The sequence below is a fragment of the Kitasatospora cheerisanensis KCTC 2395 genome, from assembly GCF_000696185.1.
In the GTDB taxonomy this organism is placed as follows: Bacteria; Actinomycetota; Actinomycetes; order Streptomycetales; family Streptomycetaceae; genus Kitasatospora; species Kitasatospora cheerisanensis.
Map to the genome: position 1 here is coordinate 7,231,174 of NZ_KK853997.1, position 19,664 is coordinate 7,250,837.

At 74.3% G+C, this 19,664-nt stretch carries 14 protein-coding genes and 3 pseudogenes; 6 read left to right on the forward strand and 11 right to left on the reverse strand.

What is annotated here, in order from left to right:
- Positions 1-224 precede the first annotated feature (224 nt).
- Together KCH_RS32530 and KCH_RS32535 are read right to left on the reverse strand one after the other, a co-directional pair.
- Positions 225-1,409 carry a glycosyltransferase gene (locus KCH_RS32530; protein ID WP_035869100.1) on the reverse strand — a complete coding sequence of 395 codons (1,185 nt, stop codon included), beginning with the start codon at positions 1,407-1,409 and terminating at the stop codon, positions 225-227.
- Positions 1,410-1,909: 500 nt separating this feature from the next.
- A pseudogene (locus KCH_RS32535) lies at positions 1,910-3,060 on the reverse strand (glycosyltransferase family 4 protein); the annotation flags it as partial.
- A gap of 613 nt (positions 3,061-3,673) precedes the next feature.
- Between KCH_RS32535 and KCH_RS32540 the strand changes: the two are divergent.
- A complete protein-coding gene (locus tag KCH_RS32540) occupies positions 3,674-6,403 on the forward strand; it encodes a TIM-barrel domain-containing protein (protein WP_244305530.1) in 2,730 nt (909 codons plus the stop codon).
- Positions 6,404-6,639: 236 nt separating this feature from the next.
- Here the strand turns inward: KCH_RS32540 and KCH_RS32545 are convergent, their stop codons facing one another.
- Both KCH_RS32545 and KCH_RS38180 read right to left on the reverse strand, forming a co-directional pair.
- Positions 6,640-8,307: a SpoIIE family protein phosphatase gene (locus KCH_RS32545; RefSeq protein ID WP_051653698.1), complete on the reverse strand. Its 1,668-nt coding sequence runs from the start codon at positions 8,305-8,307 to the stop codon at positions 6,640-6,642.
- Between the two features lie 446 nt (positions 8,308-8,753).
- Positions 8,754-9,176, reverse strand: coding sequence for an avidin/streptavidin family protein (locus tag KCH_RS38180; protein ID WP_051653699.1), 423 nt, complete (start codon positions 9,174-9,176; stop codon positions 8,754-8,756).
- Positions 9,177-9,457: 281 nt separating this feature from the next.
- On the opposite strand from KCH_RS38180, the gene KCH_RS32555 reads away from it, so the two are divergent.
- Positions 9,458-10,288 (forward strand): pentapeptide repeat-containing protein, encoded by an 831-nt coding sequence (locus KCH_RS32555; RefSeq protein ID WP_035869103.1) that lies wholly within the window; start codon positions 9,458-9,460, stop codon positions 10,286-10,288.
- A gap of 220 nt (positions 10,289-10,508) precedes the next feature.
- A complete protein-coding gene (locus KCH_RS32560; protein ID WP_035869107.1) occupies positions 10,509-10,781 on the forward strand; it encodes a hypothetical protein in 273 nt (90 codons plus the stop codon).
- A gap of 147 nt (positions 10,782-10,928) precedes the next feature.
- Here the strand turns inward: KCH_RS32560 and KCH_RS32565 are convergent, their stop codons facing one another.
- The 4 genes and pseudogenes from KCH_RS32565 to KCH_RS32580 form a co-directional block, all read right to left on the reverse strand.
- The gene (locus tag KCH_RS32565; RefSeq protein ID WP_035869110.1) at positions 10,929-11,501 is read right to left on the reverse strand and encodes a rhodanese-like domain-containing protein; all 573 of its coding nucleotides are present in this window, start codon (positions 11,499-11,501) and stop codon (positions 10,929-10,931) included.
- 156 nt (positions 11,502-11,657) lie between these two features.
- Positions 11,658-12,011: pseudogene (locus KCH_RS46790) on the reverse strand (TSUP family transporter); the annotation flags it as partial.
- Between the two features lie 189 nt (positions 12,012-12,200).
- A pseudogene (locus KCH_RS46795) lies at positions 12,201-12,667 on the reverse strand (TSUP family transporter); the annotation flags it as partial.
- Complete coding sequence (locus KCH_RS32580; RefSeq protein WP_244305531.1) at positions 12,664-13,086, reverse strand: rhodanese-like domain-containing protein; 423 nt, start codon at positions 13,084-13,086, stop codon at positions 12,664-12,666. The gene KCH_RS32580 and the pseudogene KCH_RS46795, both read right to left, overlap by 4 nt.
- A gap of 323 nt (positions 13,087-13,409) precedes the next feature.
- On the opposite strand from KCH_RS32580, the gene KCH_RS32585 reads away from it, so the two are divergent.
- Positions 13,410-14,780, forward strand: coding sequence for an MBL fold metallo-hydrolase (locus KCH_RS32585; protein WP_035869114.1), 1,371 nt, complete (start codon positions 13,410-13,412; stop codon positions 14,778-14,780).
- A 128-nt stretch (positions 14,781-14,908) separates the two neighbouring features.
- Positions 14,909-15,175, forward strand: a complete 267-nt coding sequence (locus tag KCH_RS32590) for a metal-sensitive transcriptional regulator (RefSeq protein WP_035869117.1) — start codon at positions 14,909-14,911, stop codon at positions 15,173-15,175.
- Positions 15,176-15,411: 236 nt separating this feature from the next.
- On the opposite strand, the gene KCH_RS32595 is transcribed toward KCH_RS32590, so the two are convergent.
- The 3 genes from KCH_RS32595 to KCH_RS32605 form a co-directional block, all read right to left on the reverse strand.
- Positions 15,412-15,678, reverse strand: coding sequence for a metal-sensitive transcriptional regulator (locus KCH_RS32595; RefSeq protein ID WP_035869119.1), 267 nt, complete (start codon positions 15,676-15,678; stop codon positions 15,412-15,414).
- Between the two features lie 131 nt (positions 15,679-15,809).
- Positions 15,810-16,751 carry a lysophospholipid acyltransferase family protein gene (locus tag KCH_RS32600; RefSeq protein WP_063750215.1) on the reverse strand — a complete coding sequence of 314 codons (942 nt, stop codon included), beginning with the start codon at positions 16,749-16,751 and terminating at the stop codon, positions 15,810-15,812.
- Complete coding sequence (locus KCH_RS32605; RefSeq protein ID WP_084224052.1) at positions 16,748-17,635, reverse strand: GNAT family N-acetyltransferase; 888 nt, start codon at positions 17,633-17,635, stop codon at positions 16,748-16,750. The genes KCH_RS32600 and KCH_RS32605 overlap by 4 nt, the downstream gene beginning before the upstream one ends.
- Before the next feature lie 364 nt (positions 17,636-17,999).
- On the opposite strand from KCH_RS32605, the gene mptB reads away from it, so the two are divergent.
- Positions 18,000-19,448, forward strand: coding sequence for a polyprenol phosphomannose-dependent alpha 1,6 mannosyltransferase MptB (gene mptB, locus KCH_RS32610; protein WP_051653701.1), 1,449 nt, complete (start codon positions 18,000-18,002; stop codon positions 19,446-19,448).
- Positions 19,449-19,664: the final 216 nt, after the last annotated feature.

The following is a 19,664-nucleotide window of genomic DNA, read 5'->3' on the forward strand; positions in this document are numbered from 1 at the left end:
TGGAGTTGGGGAGTTGGGGAGAAGGGATGTGGGCGTGGGGGAGTGGAGGAGTGGGGCGGAAGGGGAGCCGAGGGAACCAGTAGCGGTCAGGCGGTGCGGTGACGGCCGGTCGGGCCGTCGGCGGTGGGGGTATCGATGGTGGGGCCCGGTGGCGGCGGGGGTAGCGGCGGACACCGGGGTGCGTGGGGGGTGGCGAGAAAGGGGAAGTTGGCGGGCAGTAGCGGTCAGGTGGTGCGGTGATGGTTTGTCGGGCCGTTGGTGGCGGGGGCACCGGCGGACACCTGTGGTGCGTGGTGGGCGGCGAGGAAGGCGGCCGTGGCGGCTTCCCAGCTGAACTCCTCGGCGCGGGAGCGGGCGACGGCCCGGCGCTCCGCTTCCGGACGGTCCAGCAACTCCCGGACGGCGTCGGCGAATCCAGCACCGGTGTCGGGGGCCGCGACGCCCGCGCCGCCGACCACCTGGGGCAGTGCGGAGGAACGGCTCACGGCGACGGGAGTGCCGCAGGCCAGCGTCTCCAGTGCGGCCAGGCCGAAGGTCTCGACCGGGCCCGGCGCGATCACTGCGTCCGCCGTGGCCAACAAGGCTGCTACGTCAGTGCGTTCGGCAAGATGGCCGAGGAAGGTGACCGGAACGCGCAACTCGGCCGCCAGCCGTTCCAGCCGACGGCGCAGCGGACCCGTCCCGGCGACGGCCAGCACCGCCGGGATGCGGTGCCGCCGCCGCAACTCCGCCAGCGCCTGGAGCGCCCGTTCCGGACGCTTCTCGCCCGAGAGCCGCGAGCACATCACCAGCAACACCTGGTGCGGCTCCGCCAACCGCTCCCGCAACTCCGGGCTCCGGCGGCCGGGATGCATGGTCGTCAGATCGACGCCCAGCGGGGCCTGGGCGAGGTTGCCGACGCCGAGCCGCTCGAACTCCGCCGCCGCCCAGGCAGTGGTGCACAGCACCGTGTCGTACGCCCGCGCCGTACGGGAGTTGAGCGAGTCGGCGAGTCGGCGAGCCGCGCGGGGTGGCAGGCCCCAGGTGCCGAGCACGCCCGTGGCGCTCTCGTGCGAGACCATCATCGACCGCACCCCGTGCGCCCTGGCCCAGTCACCGGTCCAACGGAGAGTGGTGCGGTCCGAGACCTCCAGCCGGTCCGGGGCCAAGTCGGCCAGGACCGAACCGAGTTCGCGCCGGTCCCGGAGGACCCGGTAGCCGCCGCTGCCCGGCACCCGGGGACCGGGCAGGGTGATCACCCGCCCCTGCTCGGTCCGTTCGTCGGTGCGGCGCGCCCCCGGGACCACCAGCACGGGCTGATGCCCCGCCGCCAGATAGCCGGCGCCGAGGTGCCGGAGCGCGGTCCGCAAGCCGCCGGACACCGGGGTGACGAAGTTCGCCACCCGCACGATACGCAGTGCCTCGCTCATGCCGGCTGCTCCTCGACCAACTCCCCGGCGGGCAGCACACCCGCCACGAGGAGGTCGGGGTCGGAGGGCGTCTCGGCGGCGGCCGGCGGTGCGAGAGGCGCAGGTGGTGCGGGCGGTATGGCGGGGGCGGGACCGGGGACGAGCAGCGGGGTCGGAGTCGGGGTCGGGGTGACGGACAGGGGCTGACGGGGCGTCGGAACCGGCGGGAGGGTGGGGGGCGCTTCGAGGGGGGACAGAGTCCGGGAAAGCGCTTTCCGGTCGGCGCGGTCGGTCCGGTCGGTGCGATCGGCGCGGTCGGGGGTATCGGGAAGTACGGGGAGGGCCGGGGTGACGGAAAGCGGTTTCCGGTTGGTCGGGGCGGCCGGCTCGGAGCTGCGGGAAAGCGGCTTCCCGATGGCGTGATCGACTGCGTCAAGGGTGCGGGAAAGCGGTTTCCCGACGGCCTGATCGGCTGGGTCAGGCGCGAGGGAAAGCGCTTTCCCGTTCCCCGTCGGAGTACTTGCGGCGAGGCGGGCGCGGTGTTCGGCGAGGACGTCCGCGTAGTGCTGGATCAGCTGGTCGCCGACCGCCTCCCAGGTGCGGTCGGTGACGTCGGCGCGGCCGGCCGCGCCGTAGCGGGTGCGGAGTTCGGGGTCGGCGGCGAGGGTGGCGACGGCGCGGGCGACGGCTCCGGCGTCGCGGGGGCGACCAGCAGGCCGGTGCGGTGGTGGCCGACCAGGTCGAGCGGTCCGCCGACGGAGGGGGCGACCACGGGGACGCCGCTGGCCATCGCTTCCTGGATGGTCTGGCAGAAGGTCTCCAGCGGGCCGGTGTGCACGAAGACGTCCAAGGAGGCGAAGCAGCGGGCGAGTTCGGCGCCCGTCCGGCGGCCGAGGAAGACCGCGCCGGGCATCGCGGCCTTGAGGGCGGGGCTGCTGGGTCCGTCGCCGATCACCACGACTCGTACGCCGGGCAGTCGGGAGGTCTCGGCGAGCAGGTCGACCCGCTTCTCGGGGGCGAGCCGGCCGACGTAGCCGACCAGCACTTCACCGCCGGGGGCCAGGGTGCGGTGCAGTGCTTCGTCCCGGTGGTCGGGGTGGAAACGCGCCGAGTCCACGCCCCGTGCCCAGATCCGGACTTGGCGGACGCCGTGGGCGGTCAGGTCCTGCGCGGCGGGGGTGGACGGGGCGAGGTTGCGGGCAGCGGAGCGGTGCACGGAGCGGATCCGCGCCCAGGCGAGTGCCGAGCCCAGTCCCCGGCCCATCCGGTACGCCTGCGCGTACCCGGCCAGGTCGGTCTGGTAGACGGCGACCGTGGGCAGGTCGAGGCGTTCGGTGATCCGGGCGGCCCGGGCACCGAGGATGAACGGACTGGCGAGGTGCACCACGTCCGGCTGGTGGGCGGTCAGTGCGGCGGCCAGCCGACGGCTGGGCAGCGCGATGCGCACCTGCGGGTAGCGGGGGAGCGGGACGGACGGAATGCGCACCACCGGCAGCGGTTCCCGGTCCGGGCCGAAGGACTGCGGCGGGCAGTGCGCGCCCCGCGCCGGCGCGGGCGTGATCACCAGCGGCTGGTGACCCCGCCGGACGAGGTGTTCGGCGGCCCGCAGCACGCTGTGGGCCACGCCGTTGACCTCGGGCGGGAAGGACTCGGTGACGATGGCGACTCGCATGCCAACGTTGTGGCCAAGCCGGGCATGCGGCCGGACAAAGGGATCTTTCGCGCAGGCGAACGTCTGCCGCCATTTCCGCACACCCGCTTGCTGCCACCGCCCGCGGTGGGCCGCGCTCGGGGCTGGTTCGCGCAAACGGTCTGCGCACTGTGCGCAAAGCTGCGCAGAACAAGGCTTGAACGAACACTTGACGGCATGTCGGGTTGCTGCTGCGATGTGTACCGCTCAACTCGCCGGATCGGCCCACCGTTCACCGCACGGCCCCGCAAGCGACATGGCACAGCCCATCACCCCCACCCGGCCCGGCCCGTCCCGGTCGCTCGGCGACGCTCCGCTCTCGCACGCAAGCCCTCGCGCCCAGCACGCCCGCTCCCCGCACGCCCGCTCCCCACATGCCCCGCCCCTCGCAAGCCCTCGTCCCCGCACGCCCTCGCTCCCCCCGTTCAGGAGGAACCCGATGCGCTTCAGCCTGCGGATCCCATTGCCGAGGCGAGGACGGCCGCACCGGCCACCCCGCCGACCGCACGCGCCGGCCACGCCGAGCACGTCCCCTACGTCGCGCGGGCCGGGAAGCACCGGCCGCCGGCACACCGCCACCACGCTCGTCCTGCTGTTGCTGGCAAGCCTGTTCGCCGTCGTCGGCCCGGCCACCGCCGCGCACGCCACCACTGCCGGCAACGCCACCGGCGTGACCCGTTCCGGCGACACCTTCACCGTCGCCACCTCGGGCGGGGCCGCCGCCCGGATCCAGCTGGCCCGCGCCGACATCTTCCGGATCTGGCTGTCGCCGAACGGCGCGTTCACCAACGACCCGGCGGGCAGCGACCTGGCCGTCACCACCACGTTCGGCTCCGTCGGCGCCACCCTCGCCGACGCCGGAAGCTACTGGCGGATCGACACCTCCGCGATCACCCTGCGGATCAACAAGGCCCCGCTGACCTTCGCGCTCTACCGCGCCGACAACGCCACGCTGCTCTGGGCCGAGTCCCAGCCCACGAGTTGGACCAACAGCCAGACCACCCAGTACCTCGGCCGCGCCGCGGACGAGCAGTTCTACGGCACCGGCCTGCACCTCGGCGAATGGGCGCTCCGCGACAAGACCGTGCCGGTCGCCGTCTCCAACCAGTGGACCGAGAACAGCAACGCCAGCCCGGCCCCGTTCTACATGTCCACCAACGGCTACGGCGTGATGCGCAACACCTGGGCCCCCGGCAGCTACAACTTCGGCGCCCCCACCCAACTCACCCACAACGAGAGCCGGTTCGATGCCTGGTACTTCGCCGGCAACTCGCTCAAGGACGTACTGAACGCCTACACCGACGTCACCGGCAAGCCGTTCCTCGCCCCGATCTGGGGACTCGAACTCGGCAACGCCGACTGCTTCAACGCCTCCAACCCGGCCTACACCGGTGACCACAACCGGCTGCGCCACCAGACCACCCCCGACGTGGTCGGCTACGCCACCGACGCCCGCGCCGCCGACATGCCGTCCGGCTGGTTCCTGCCCAACGACGGCTACGGGTGCGGCTACACCGACCTGCCCACGGCGGCCGCCGGACTGAAGGACCGTGGCTTCCACACCGGACTGTGGACGTCCACCGGCCTCAGCAACATCAACTGGGAGGTGGGGACGGCCGGTTCGCGTGCCGTGAAGACGGACGTGGCGTGGATCGGCGGCGGCTACAAGACCGCGTTCACGGGCGTGAACCAGGCCGTGGCGGGCATCGAGAACAACTCCGACGGCCGCCGCTTCGTGTGGACCGTCGACGGCTGGGCCGGAACCCAGCGGAACGCCGTCGTCTGGACCGGCGACACCCACGGCACCTGGGACGCGATGCGCTGGCACGTCCCGTCCATCGCGGGCGCGGGCCTGTCCGGCCTCAACTACGCCTCCGGGGACGTCGACGGCATCTACGACGGCAGCCCGAAGACGTACGTCCGCGACCTCCAGTGGAAGGCCTTCACCCCGGCGTTCATGACCATGTCCGGCTGGGGCGCGAGCAATCCGGCCGCGGGCTACAACGATAAGCAGCCCTGGCGGTTCGCCGATCCGTACCTGTCGATCAACCGGAAGTACCTGCAGTTGAAGATGCGGCTGATGCCGTACATGTACACCATGAGCCGGGTCGCCACCGACACCGGCGTACCCGCCACCCGCGCCATGGTGCTGGAGTACCCGCAGGACCCGGTCGCACGCGGCAATCTGACGAGCGGTCAGTTCATGGCCGGTGACTCGTTCCTGGTCGCGCCGGTGGTCAGTGACTCCTCCGTCCGGGACGGCATCTACCTGCCCGCGGGCACCTGGACCGACTACTGGACCGGGAAGGCGTACACCGGGCCGGGCTGGCTGAACGGGTACAGCGCACCGCTCGACACGCTGCCGCTGTTCGTCAAGTCCGGTGCGGCCGTGCCGATGTGGCCGCAGATGAACTACACCGGCGAGAAGCCCGTCTCCACCCTCACCTACGACGTGTACCCGCGCGGGAACTCCTCGTTCACCCTGTACGAGGACGACGGCACCACCCGCGCCTACCAGAGCGGCGCGTCCTCCCGGCAGCGGGTCGACGTCACCGCCCCGAACGGCGGTTCGGGCGACGTGACGCTCGCCGTGGCCGCCGCGAACGGCAGCTACGCGGGACAACTCGCAGCCCGGGACTACGAGTTCACCGTCCACGCGGCCGCCGCGCCGAGCGGCGTCACGGTGGGGGCGACCGCGCTGACGAAGCTGAGCAGCAAGGCCACGTACGACGCGGCGAGCACCGGCTGGTACTTCGACGCCGCCGACCGCTCCGGCACCCTCTGGATCAAGGCCGGGAACCACGCCGTCACCGGCGCCTTCACCGTCACCGCCACCGGGCTCACCCTGCCGGCGGGCACGCCCGTCACCGCCAGCGGGCCCATCCCGCAGGCGAATTGGAAGGTCGTCTCGGCGGACAGTCAGGAGACCGCGGCGGAGAACGGCGCCGCCGCCAACGCCATCGACGGCAACAGCGGCACCATCTGGCACACCCAGTGGTCCGGAACCGCCGCCCCGCTGCCGCACGAGATCCAACTCGACCTGGGCGCCCGCTACAGCGTCGACAGCCTCGGCTACCTGCCCCGCCAGGACGGCGGCGTCAACGGACGGATCGGCGGTTACGAGATCTACGTCTCGGACAGCACCACCACCTGGGGGAGCCCCGTCGCCACCGGGACGTTCGCCGACACCGCCACCGCGAAGCGCGTCAACTTCGCCGCGAAGAGCGGACGTTACGTGCGCCTGCGGGCGCTGAGCGAGGCCGGCAATCGAGGGCCGTGGACCAGCGCCGCGGAGATCACCGCCACCGGAACCCCCGTGCCGTGACCGGACGCCGCCCGTCCCGTCCTCGGCTGCCGCGACGGGACGGGGCGGGCGGCGGTGGCGCGGAACTCGGCGGGTCCGTCAGCCGCCCGGCGGCTGGCGGACCCGCCTCGGCCCGTGAACCGCGGGGCCGGCGGACCGGCTCCCGAAGCTCGTCGGCACCACGGACTCGGCGAGCGCAGCGATCACCACGGTTGGCAGACAACCGACTTGCGGAGCGCTCCCGGTCGACGACGCCGTCAGCGGTCGCGGTGGTGCACCCGGGCCGCGAGCAGGGCGATGTCGTCCTCGGCTGCGTGCGGGGCCAGCGCGGCCAGCGCACCGTCCAGCATCGCGTCGAGCGGGCCGTCGACCGGGAGCCGTAGGTCGGAGAGCCGGGCGAGCGAGACGTCGATGTCCTCGCCGCGGCGCTCCACCAGGCCGTCGGTGTACAGCAACAGGGCGTGGTCGGCGCGGAGTTCGACCGTCGTCTGCTCGTAGCCGCCGACGCCGGTGCCCAGCGGCGGACCGGTCGGCACGTCCACCAGCGCGGACGCCTCGGCGGTGAGCAGCGCCGGCGGCAGGTGTCCGGCACTGGCGAAGGTCCAGCGGGCACGGGCCGGGTCGGCCAGGGCCAGCACGCAGGTGGCGGGGCGGGCGTTCGCCTGATCGGCGATCAGCGCGTCGAGTTGGCGCAGGATGCGGTGCGGCGGCAGGTCCATCACCGCGACATAGCGCAGCGTGGACCGGTAGTTGCTCATGTCCACGGCCGCCTCCACGCCGTGGCCCATCACGTCGCCCATCGCCAGCAGCGTGCGCCCGAACGGCAGCCGCACCGTCTCGAACCAGTCGCCGCCGACCACGGACGTGGTGCCCGACGGCAGGTAGCGGGAGGCGAGTTCGAGATTCGGATGCGGACTGCCCGGCTCGGCCAGCAGCGCCCGCTGGAGCTCCAACGCGGTGTTCTGCGAACGGGCGTAGCGCCGGGCGTGGTCGAGGGCGAGCGCGGCACGGCCCGCGACGGCCGCCAGCAGGTCGACGTCGTCCGGCGTGAAGCCGAGCGAACTCCCGCGCACGCGCGCCAGGTTGAGCACTCCGAGCCGGTGGCCCCGAGCCGTCAGCGGTGCAGCCAGCAGGCAGTCCACGCCGGCCTCGCGGTAGTCGGCGAGGGCGCTCTCGTCCGGTGCGAGTCGCGCCAACTCCTGGTCGGACAGCAGGTTCGCGGCGATCGGCCGTCCTTCGGCGAGCGCCCGGGCCGCCACCGATCCGGGCCGGTAGCGCACCGTCTCGCCGGGCCGTGCGGGAAGGTCCGTCGGGCCGGCGGTCGCGGCGCGCCGGAGTCGCTCGGGTGCGGTGCCCGTACCGCGAGGGGTGTCGGGGCGGGGCTGGTCCGGGGCGTCGAGCGGCAGCACGTCCACGAAGACCAGGTCGGCCGCGTCGGGGGCGGTGAAGGCGGCGAGTTCGGCGCAGGTGGTGTCCGGGTCGAGGGTGCTGCCGATCCGTTCGACGGCGGCGTCCAGCAGGGCGAACCGGCCCTGGGCGCGCTCCAGTTCGGCCCGGTGCACGTCCGCGCCGCCGGGCAGTACCAGCAGCAACGCCGGTGCGGCGCCCCCGAGTCGAAGCCGATGAAACTCGGCGGGTCGGCCGCCGAAGGTGCCCGTCCGGGCCCGCCCGTCCGCCAGTACGTGCCGGGCCTGCGTCGCAGCCTCCGCAGGCTGCTCCAGCGCCTCCGACGTTGACTCGCCAGTGAGTTGACGGAAGGCCGGATTGCGGAAGTGCCAGTGCAGTTCGGCGTCGAGCACCGCCACTCCGACGGGCAACTGCTCCAGCAGCGATCCGGCGAGCGCGCCCGGGGCGACGGCCAGGGCGGCGGCAGCCGCGAGCAGGGGATCCGTCGAGCCGTCGCCCGCCGCCGATTCGGCCCGCACCCGTGGCTCCTCCGTTCTTCGCATCCAGTGTTGAGCCATTTGCCGGATCCGAAGGACCCGAATGATCCGAATGACCCGGAGGGCCAGGCGGACCCTGAGGGCCGGAGAGCCGGAGAGCCGGAGAGGTGGAGGGTTCGGCGCGAGCGGGACGGCGAACCGCTGCACCGCCCGCGCCGGCCGGGGCCCGGGTGTCCGGGGTCCGGCTGCCCTGGGCTTGTCCGGTCGGGGCCGGTCACCCGGGGTCCGTCCGGTTGGTGTTCGATGGCTCGGTTTCCCGCTCGCGGGTTTCCGGTCGCCCGGATGATCCGCATCCGGGGACGGTACGGTACCCGGTCGTCCCACCGGCTCCCGCGGTCCGACATGCCGGTTTGCTGATCAGCTGCACGGATTTTGCCGGATCGTGAGCAGACCGCCCGCCGGGCGGCGGGGACCGTGCCGGTCGGCGCTCAGGGGGACGGGTGCGGCAGCGGGCGGGCCAGCCGCCGGACCTCTTCCAGCCGGGCCGGATCAGGCTCCTGCCGGGTGAAGAGGTCGTGCCCGACCACCGTCGACTCCCATGCGTCGGGGGCCTCCGCGGACCGGGTCAGCAGCCAGGCCGCCGAGATCCACTCCGCCCCGTTCTCCTGGTACTGGCCGCTCCACGAGGTCACCGAACCGACGTCGCCGCGCTCGTTGTGCCAGGCCACCGTCCAGCCCACCGCCGTTCCGTGCCCGGTCTGCCCCGGTGCGACTAGCCGTCCCACCAGCGGGTACGTGCCGCTCGCCCGGCCCGTCGCCGAGACGTACGTCCCGGTCAGCGAACCGTCCGGACCCGCCACCAACCGCATGTGCGAACCCAGTTCGCTGTACCAGTCGCCGGTGATGCCCACGTTGATCCTCCCGCCGCCTCGGTCGGCCCGTCGCCGCGTCCCGCCCGGACGCGCCAGCCCCCACTGTGCCGCCCCCGGCCGCCCCGGCGGCGGCGACGCGCGGACGGGCCGCGACGGATGACCCGAGCTGCCGACAGCCCGCCCGACGTGGACTGACCCCCGGACCGCCCCCGGACCGACCTCCGGACCGACCTCCGGACCGGGCCCCGGGCGGGCGCGGGTGCGCGGCGAGGGAGAATGGTGTCCGAAACGACCGCCCGCCCCGCAGGAGACCCCGCACCGTGACCGACCAGCAGCCGCCCGCCCCGACCGGCCGCCGCCTCGACCTGCTCGCCGACTGCTCCTCCTGCTTCGGGCTGTGCTGCGTCGCGCTGCCCTTCGCCAAGTCCGCCGACTTCGCCGCCAACAAGAACGCCGGCACCCCCTGCCGCAACCTCGGCGCCGACTACCGCTGCGGAATCCACGCCTCGCTGCGCGACCGCGGCTACCAGGGCTGCACCGTCTTCGACTGCTTCGGCGCCGGCCAGAAGATCTCCCACCACACCTTCGACGGGCGCAGCTGGCGCGAGGACGCCGACACCGCCCGGCAGATGTTCGAAGCCTTCCCCGTGATGCGCCAGCTCCACGAACTGCTCTGGTACGTGACCGAAGCGCTGGAGCTGCCCCGGGCCGAACCGGTGCACGCCGAACTGCGCCGCGCGAGCGACGCGATCGACGAGCTGACCCGGCGGGACGCCGCCGCCCTGATTGCCGCCGACGTCCCCGCGATCCGGGCCGAGACCAGCGAACTCCTGCTACGGGCCAGCGAGTTGACCCGCAACGCACTTCCCGGCAAGAAGCGCAACCACCGCGGTGCGGACCTGATCGGAGCCCGACTGAAGGGTGCGGACCTGCGCGGGGCCAACCTCCGCGGGGCCTACCTGATCGCCGCCGACCTGTCCGGCGCGGACCTGCGCAGCGCCGACCTGATCGGCGCGGACCTCCGGGACGCCGACCTGCGCGGGGCGGACCTGACCGGTGCGCTGTTCCTGACGCAGTCCCAGCTCAACGCGGCCAAGGGCGACTCCACCACCCGCGTCGGCTCCGGCCTGGCCCGGCCCGCGCACTGGTGACGTCGCGCCGGTGCAGCCGGTGCGGCCGGTGCAGTCGGCGGTGCCGGTGCTGCCGGTGGTCGTGCGGGGCTGTGGCCGTGACGCGTGTGGGTGGGCGTGATGGGTGGCAGGGGGCGCGAGGGGCGCGTGTGGAGCCCGGAAACGGGATTAATCACCTGCATCCCGTGTGGTCCGCGCGTATGGTCATGACCTCCCCGACGCGAGAGGAGGATCATCCGCGATGGGACTGTTCAAAGACGCCCCGCCCCGCGAACACCCGGACTTCACCCAGCTACGGTTCATGGCCGCCGGTACACCCTCATGGTGGAAACGCAACCGCCACAAGGCACTTGGAGCCGCCGGTCTGCTGATCGGCTTCTGGCTGGCCGGCCACCACGACACCCCTGCACCCGCCGCGACCTGCACGACCAACACCTCCGGCACCGCCAACACGACCGGCACCGCCAACACGACCGGCACCGCCGGCGTCCAGGGGGTGCAGGCCGGCCACTGACCCGTGTCAGGCCGGGCCTCGACTCCGGGTCGGGCCGGGCGCTGACGCGACGTCAGGACGGCCGAGTCGAGGGCCGGTAGCGACGACAGGTAGGCCCTCGGTGCCGCCCGTACCAGGACGGGCGGCACCGAGGGCCGAGTTCATCCGTCACTTGCCGCCGTGCAGCGCGGCGAGCGTCGCCTCGAACGCGGCGCCGGAGTTGCGCGGACGGTTGTACGGCAGCTTGCCCAGCATCGCGCCCATGGCGCAGGTGTTGGTGGCCGCCGAGAACAGCAGGCCGGCACCGACCGCGGCAGAGACCCAGCGCACGCCGGGGACGGCCAGGTCGATCACCACGCCGGCCAGCACCAGGGAGCCCGCCACCAGCCGGACCTGGCGGTCCATCGCCCAGCGGACCTTCTCGCCCGGCACCCGGTTCAGCTGCTTGCCGCCGGCCGACCAGGCGGCGGTCCCGCCGTCGACCAGCAGCGCCGAGATGCCGGCGGCGGCCAGCTGCTCGCACGCGTTCATGGCCCGGGCGCCGGAGGCGCAGGTGATCGCCAGCTCGCCGCGGGCGGCGGCGGCGCGCAGCGCGGGCAGCGCCCGCGCCAGCTGGTCCAGCGGCACGTTGTGGGCACCGGGAATGTGGCCGCCGGCGAACTCGCCGGGCGACCGCACGTCGATGACGGTCAGCTGCTGAAGCCGGGGCTGGAGCTGGTCGACAGTCAGGGGCGTGGTCATAGGGGTGGGGGCCTTTCGGGCAGGAGTGACCCGGCGTGCGGTTGCCGCCGGGCAGGGGAGTGGAGGCGAGGGGGGCCACGCGGAGTGGACGGGCGCCGCGCGGCCGGGACGCTGCGGCCGCCGCGGTCGGAGCACGGCGGCCACCAGCAGCCGTGGTCAGAGCACGGCGTCCACCAGCATCAGGGCGGCCACCGCGAGCAGGGCGGCGGCGAAGATCCGCTGCAGGGCGCGGCCGGACAGCTTGGACGCCAGCCGCTTGCCGTCCCACGCGCCGAGGATCGCCGCGGCGGCGAACGGGCCGACCACGGACCACGGGATCTCGGCGGCGCCGCCGAGCCGGGGAAGCAGCGCGGAGAGCGAATTGAGCGTGATCACCAGCAAGCTGGTGCCGATCGCCTCGGCCATCGGGAACGCCAGGAACGACACCAGCGCGGGCACGGCGAGGAACCCGCCGCCGACGCCCAGCACGCCGGTCGCCGCACCCAGCCCCGCCCCGGCCAGCGCCGACCGCCGCGCGGAGGCGGGAACGGGTGCCGGAACGGGAGCGGCGGAGTCGGAGTCGGGGTTCTCGCCAGGAAGCGGGAAAGCGTTTTCCCTCTGCGGTTCGTCAACCAGCGGATCCGCGAAGCGAACCGTTCCTGAGGCGCCGTCATCGGACGTGAGGACCACGGCAGTCTGCTTCGTGCCCGTCCCGGCCCGAGACAGCTGCGTGGACGCCTGCGCCCGGGCAGGCGCCGGAACCGCGACCTGGCCCGCGACCAGGCCCGTGGCCCGACCCGCGGCCGCGGCGGCGCGGCGCCGTCGCGGTGTGCCCGAGGCCAGCATCCGCCAGGCGGCCAGTCCGGCGAGCAGTGCGAACGCGGCGGTCAGGGCGGGCCGGGCAGGTGCCGGGAGAGCGCGCCGCCGAGGGCGGCGAACGGGAGTCCGGCGGCGCCGAACAGCAGGCCGCTGCGCCAGCGGACCCGTCCGGCCCGGGCGTGCGCGACCAGCCCGGTGAGGGAGGTCACGGCGACGATCAGCAGGCTGGCGGTGGTCGCGGTGCCGGGCGTCAGGCCCAGCAGGTAGATCAGGGCGGGGACGGCCAGCATGCTGCCGCCGCCGCCGAGTCCGCCGAGGGCCAGCCCGACCACCGCGCCGGCGATCAGGGCGAGGACGACGGCGGTCATATCGCGGTGCCGCAGGGGCACGCGCCCTGGTGCGAGGGCAGCCCGGCCTCCAGCCAGGCGCGCATCCCGCCCGTCACGTTGACCGTCCGGACGCCGCGCGCGTTCAGCACGTCGGTGGCGACCTGGGAGCGGTTCCCGGAACGGCACAGGGCCAGTACCAGCGGGCCTTCGGCGTCCGGGCCGTCGGCGCCGGCGGAACTGCCGAAGCCGTCCAGGCTGCCGAGCGGGACGAGCACGGCGCCGGGTGCGTGCACCTCGGCGTACTCCGCGGGCTCGCGGACGTCGAGCAGCAGCGCCTCGCCGGCGGTGGCCAGGCGGTGCGCCTCGGCGGGGTCGATCTGCGCGGGCGGCTGGTGGAACCGGGCCACGGGGTCCTCCTGGGCGGTGGTGAGGGTGAGGCGGTGCGGCGTCGTGCGCACGGGGTGGTGCGGACGGATTCGTGCGGGTCCTGCGGCAGTTCGCGGCGGCGGGGTGCCCCGGGAAGATACGGGCAGGGGTATATCGTTGGTGTCGAGCATATACCCCCACCGGTATCGACCGGGATCCGCTAAGGTCGGGAACTGCCTGCAATAATACCCATGGGGGTATCGACGGGTCGAGGGACGGGCAGCGCCCGGACCCCCGCAGCACCCGCGCCCGCATCCGGGTCCGCGCCCGCATTCGGGTCCGGGCCCGCATCCGGGTCCGTACCCGAACCCCCACCCTCCAGCCGTGACCGGCCGACGCAGAGATGAGGACATCCGTGTTCTTCGCCCAGTACTACCTCGACTGCCTCTCCCAGGCCTCGTACCTGATCGCGGACGAGACCACCGGCCGCGCCGTCGTGGTCGACCCGCGCCGGGACGTGGACGAGTACCTGGCCGAGGCCGAAGCGCGCGGCTTCACGGTCGAGGGCGTCATCAACACGCACTTCCACGCCGACTTCCTCTCCGGCCACCTCGAACTCGCCGCCCGCACCGGCGCCTGGATCGGCTACGGCCGGCGCGCCGAGACCGAGTACCCGATCCGCAAGCTCGCCGAGGGCGAGCGGATCAGCCTCGGCACGGTCGAGCTGGAGATCCTGGAGACGCCCGGCCACACCCCCGAGTCGATCAGCGTGCTGGTGCGCGAGAACGCCGAGGACACCGTCCCGTACGGCGTGCTCACCGGTGACGCGCTGTTCATCGGCGACGTCGGCCGCCCCGACCTGCTGGCCTCCGCCGGCGTCACCGCCGACGAGCTGGGCCGGATGCTGTACGACAGCGTCCAGCACAAGCTGATGGGCCTGCCCGACGAGGTCCGGGTCTACCCCGCGCACGGCGCCGGCTCCGCCTGCGGCAAGAACCTGTCCACCGAGCGGCAGTCCACCATCGGGCAGCAGCGCGCCACCAACTACGCCTGCGCGCCGATGGGCGAGGACGAGTTCGTGGCCATCGTCACCGCCGGACAGCCCGCCGCCCCCGGCTACTTCGGCTACGACGCCGACCTCAACCGGCGCGAGCGCGAGCTGTTCGACGCCGAGGCCCTCGCCGCCCCGCTGGACGCCGAGGCCTTCCTCGCCCGCCGCGCCGAGGGCGCCGTCGTGGTCGACGCCCGCGACCCGCTCGAGTTCGCCGCCGGCCACCTGGCCGGCGCCATCAACATCCCCGCCGACGGACGCTTCGCCGAGCAGGCCGGCACCGTCCTCGACCCGGCCTGGCCGCTGCTGGTGGTCGCCCCCGAGGGCCGCGAGCAGGAGACCGTCACCCGGCTCGCCCGGATCGGCTTCGACCGGGTCGCCGGCCACCTCGCCGACCCGGAGACCGCGTTCCGCTCGGTGCCCGAGCAGATGCGCCAGGCCGCCCGCCGCACCGTCGCCGACCTGCGCGCCGAACTCGCGGGCGACGAACCGCCGTTGGTCCTGGACGTGCGCGGCGCCGGGGAGCGCGAGGGCGGCCTGATCCCCGGCTCGATGCACCTCCCGCTGGCCGAACTCCCGCAGCGCCTGGCCGAGATACCGCAGGACCGGCCCGTCGTCGTGCACTGCGCCGGCGGCCACCGCTCGTCCATCGCGGCGAGCCTGCTGCGCCACCACGGCCACCCGCAGACCTCCGACCTGCTCGGCGGCTACGGCGCGTGGGAGACCGCGGTCTGACCGCGACCGACCCCACCCCGACCGGTGGGCGGGAATGCACCGCCCACCGTCCCGGTTGATACCGGCGGGGGTATCACCAGCCCCATCCGGCACCGGCCGGAGAAGGCCCAGGACGAGGAGGAGACCCGATGCAGGTGGACGAGGCAGCCGTCGGCGCCGTACTGAACCGGCTGCGCCGCGCCCAGGGCCAACTGGCCGGAGTCATCGCGATGATCGAGGCCGGGCGCGACTGCAAGGACGTGGTCACCCAGCTCGCCGCGGTCTCCCGCGCCCTCGACCGGGCCGGGTTCAAGATCGTGGCCAGCGGGATGCGCCAGTGCATGGCCGAAGCCGAAGAGGGTGGCGCGCCGATGAGCGAGGCCGAGCTGGAGAAGCTCTTCCTCGCCCTCGCCTGAGCCGAGACTGCGAGGCTCGCCCTGAGCCCGCGAGGCTCGCGCCGAGTCCTCGGTGCCGGCGCTGAGTCCGCGAGGCTCGCGCCGAGTCCGCGGATGCTTGGAGTCCGTGCCCCGGGTGCGCAGTGGCCGCGCCCGGGGTCCGGCGTGCGTGCGTTCGTCGCCGGCCCGGTCGCTGGCCTGGTGGCCGGCCCGGTCGCCGGACCGATCAACGGACCGGCGCGTCCGCCGGGGCCGGGTCAGGCCAGGGTCAGGAACAGCTTCTCGAGTTCCGCCTCGGTCATCGGCGGAGCTCCCTCCTCGCCGGACGCGAGACACTGCCGCATGCCACTGGCGAGGATCTTGAAACCGGCCCGGTCGAGGGCCCGCGAGACCGCGGCGAGCTGGGTGACCACGTCCTTGCAGTCACGGCCGGCCTCGATCATCGCGATCACACCGGTCAGCTGGCCCTGTGCCCGGCGCAGCCGGTTCAGCACCGCCCCGACGGCCTCCTCGTCCACCTGCATCGAGCACTCCTCGCCTTCTCCGAACTGGCCCGATCATACGGGAGCCGTACCGTCGCACCGCCGCCACCGCCGCAGGTGGGCCCACCCGCCCACCTGGCGCGCGGTGGTTCGACGCGTACCTGTCGGCCCGGTCAGCGGGTGATCCCCGCACGGTCGCGCGGGAGGTGCGCCGCGTCGGGCCGCCGGCCCGGAACGCGGACCGGCTGCTCGGACAGGTGGCCGCCGACGGCCGGACCGGGGTAGGTCGCGCAGCCGGAGACGGTGTCCGGCAGGCGCCGACGGTCCACCACCCGCTGGGCGGCGGCGGCCAGTTGGCGCCGGCCCGGGAACAGCGCGGGCGGCAGCTCCGGCAGGAACTCGACCTCCGCGGCAAGGCCGCGCACCGACACCACCCGCCACAGCGAGGGCAGCAGCCCGTCCTCACCGACGAACGCCGGCGCGGTGGTCGGGCCCTCCGCCGTGCGGTAGCGCAGCGTCAGCGGCTGCACGGGAACGTCCGCGCGCACCGCCGCCTCGAACAGCGCGGGCCGGAACCGCCCGCCGCCGCGCCCGCACCACGTGGAGCCCTCCGGGAACACCACCACCCGCTCGCCCCGGCGCAGCGCCGCCGCGATCTCCTCGACGGTGCCGGGCAGTGCGCGCAGGCGGTCCCGGTCGATGAAGATGGTGCCGCCCCAAGAGGTCAGCGGGCCGAGCAGCGGCCAGCGGCCGACCTCGGTCTTGGCCAGCATCCGGCCCGGCCGGACGGCCGCGATCAGCAGGATGTCCAGCCAGGAGATGTGATTGGCCACCAGCAGCGAACCGGTGGTGCCGCCAACCTGCTTGCCCGGTACGGCGATCGGACGCACTTGCACGCCCAGCGCGGCCAGCAGCAGCCTCGCCCAGCAGCGCACCAGCCGCTCGGCCGGCAGCCAACTCAGCGCCCGCACCAGCGGCACCGCCGCGACACCGGCCAGCAGCACCGTCAGGCACCCCGCCACCCGCAGCACCCGGTGCGCCACTCCCGCCCGCGGCCCGGCGACCGTCACGCAGTCGCCGGGCGTGCACGGTGCGGACGGCAGCCAGGCGCTCATGCCGCCGTCGCCGTACGGTCCGAAGTGCGGGCGGCCTCACGGGCGTTGATCGCCGAGATCGGCAGGTCAGCGGCCGCGGCGAGGAAGTGGCGCAGGTAGCGCGGGTCGGTGCGCTCCAGCGACAGCAGCACGTACATGTCCGCGACGTCGAAGTCCGGGTCGTACGCGGGCTCCCCGCACACCCACGCGCCCAGCCGCAGGTAGCCGCGCAGCAGCGCCGGGATCGGCGTCCGCCCCTGCCGGGCCACCCCGTCCGCCGACCACGGGCGCAGCGGCGCGACCCGGTACTCCTGCGGCGCAAGGTACTTGGCGGACACCGCGTCCCACACCCCGGCCGCGGTCGCGCCGCCGTCGGCCAGCGGCACCGAGCAGCAGCCCGCCAGCCAGGCGTTGCCGGTGGCCGTCATGTAGCGCGCGATGCCGCCCCACATCAGGTTGATCACCGCGCCGTTGCCCCGGTGCGCCTCGGCGATGCAGGACCGGCCCACCTCCACCAGGTTGTCCCGCAGGCCGCCGAGCCGGCCCAGGTCGAACTCGGTGTCCGAGTACAACCGGCCCGCGCGGCGCGCCTGTTCGGGACGGAGCAGCCGGTACGTGCCGACCACCTCGCCGGTGGACTGCTCGCGCACCAGCAGGTGGTCGCAGAACTCGTCGAACGGGTCCGCGTCCAGGCCCGGCAGCGGCGAGTCCAGCACCGCTCCCATCTCCTGCGCGAACACCTGGTACCGCAGCCGCTGCGCGGCCCGCACCTCCTCCTCGGTGCGCGCGAACACCAGCTGGTACGAGGGCTGTTGGCCGGCCGCGCCGAGCGCGGAGGACGACTCGACGGGTCGGGCGGGGGTGGCCGGGGACGGCTGGACGGGGCGGGCGGGGGCGGTGGTCATGGCGGGCTCTCCGGGATCTCGGGACGCGATACGGTGGCGACGAACGGCACGGGACGACACGCAACGACACGTTCGCCCGGCCCGGTCCGCCGGTCGGGCGGCGCCGGTCACGAGCGGCATGGGTATGTCTCCCCGACCCGCCTGGCCCGCAGATGGCCGTTCGACGGAGACCAGATGTGCACATGCTGAATGGCCGGTTCGGCAAGCGGAGCACGCACGGTCGCGGTCCGCGAGCGGCCCGGACCCGGCACCTTCCCCGACCAGGACGACGACGGACGGCCGCCCCGATCCGGACGCCCCCCGGTCACCCGCCGGACGCGGACCCGTCGCCCGGCCGCCACACCGCCGTGCCAGCGTTCCCGACATGCCGAACACGGGCGCGAACGCCTACCCGAGCCGGTACCGGTGGCTCGGACTCCTGGGCTCGCTCGCCCTCGCCGCAGGCGCCCTCACCGCAGGCGCTCGACCCGCCGCCGACACCGGGCCCACCCTGCGCGCCTCCGGCGGCGCCGGCACCATCCTGGTGTTCGCGGGCATCGCCGCCCTCACTGCCGCCTGGCTGCTGCTCGGCCGCCCCGAACCAGGCCAACCCCCGCCCGGCACCCGCTGGTTGACCACCACCCTGGCCTGGTGGGCCGCCCCGCTGCTGCTCCTGCCGCCGCTGTTCAGCCGCGACGTCTACAGCTACCTCGCCCAAGGGGCCATGCTCGCCCACGGGTTGGACGTCTACACACACGGACCCGCCGACCTCGGCGGCCCGACCGCCGCCCAGATACCGCCGGTCTGGCAGCACACCCCCGCCCCCTACGGCCCCGCGTTCCTGCTGCTGGCCCGCGCCGCCGCCCCGCTCGCCGAACACCCGTGGGCCGGAACGCTGGTGCTGCGCCTGGCCGCTGTCCTCGCCGTCGCGGCCCTCGCCGCCCTGCTGCCCGCCCTCGCCCGCACCTTCGGCGCCGACCCCGCCGCCGCGCTCCGCCTCGGCGCGCTGAACCCGCTGGTGCTGCTCCACCTGATCGCCGGCGCGCACAACGACGCGCCGATGGCCGCCCTGCTGCTCGGCGGTCTGCTGGCCGCCGCCCGCCGGCACGCCGCGCTCGGCGCCGCGCTGGTCACGCTGGCCGCGCTGGTGAAGGCCCCGGCCGCGCTCGCCCTGCCCGTGGTGCTCCTGCTGGCCACCGCCGACCGCGACCGGCCCGCCCAACTGCTCACCGCTGCACGGGCGGTGGCCGCCACCGCCCTGACGGTGGCGGCCGTCACCGCCGCCGCGGGAACCGGCTACGGCTGGATCGCCGCGCTCACCACCCCGGCCACCAGCACCAGTTGGTCCCTCACCAGCAGCCTCGGCCGGCTCGCCGCCGACCTCACCGGCACCGCCCCGGACGGCGCGGTCACCGCCGCCCGGATGCTCGGCCTGGCCTGCGCGGCGGGGACGATCGGCGTACTGGCGTGGCGAGTTGCCCGGCGGCAGGGCGATCCGATGACCGCACTGGCAGTCGCGTTCGCGGCGCTGGTCGTCCTCGGACCGGCGTTCCGTCCTTGGTACGCGCTGTGGGCGGTCCTCCCCGCGGCGTGCACCGTCCGCACCCCGGCCGTCCGCACCCCGGACGTGCGCACATCGGTCGTCCGCACCTCGCCCGTCCACCGCAGCATCGAACTGTGGTGCGCGGCACTCGCGTTCAGCGTGATGCCGGACGGCTTCAGCCCGGACGGGGCGGAACTGCTGCTCGCCGTCGGCGGGTTCGTGCTCGGGGCAGCCGCCGTGCTGGCGGCCGAACGCGGAACGGCGTTCCGGCAGAGGCAGTTGGCGTGCTGACCCGGGGCAGCACCGCCGCAAGGGCCGCGACCCTCGCCGCTGCCGTGCTCGCCACCACCGTCGTGCTGGCCGTCATCCCGGGCCACCGCGGCTGGTTCGACATCGGCGTCTACTACGGCACCGTCCGGCACTGGCTCGACACCGGGCAGCTCTACGACTACGTCCGCCCCGGCACCGTCTACGGTTTCACCTACCCGCCGTTCGCCGCCGTCTGCA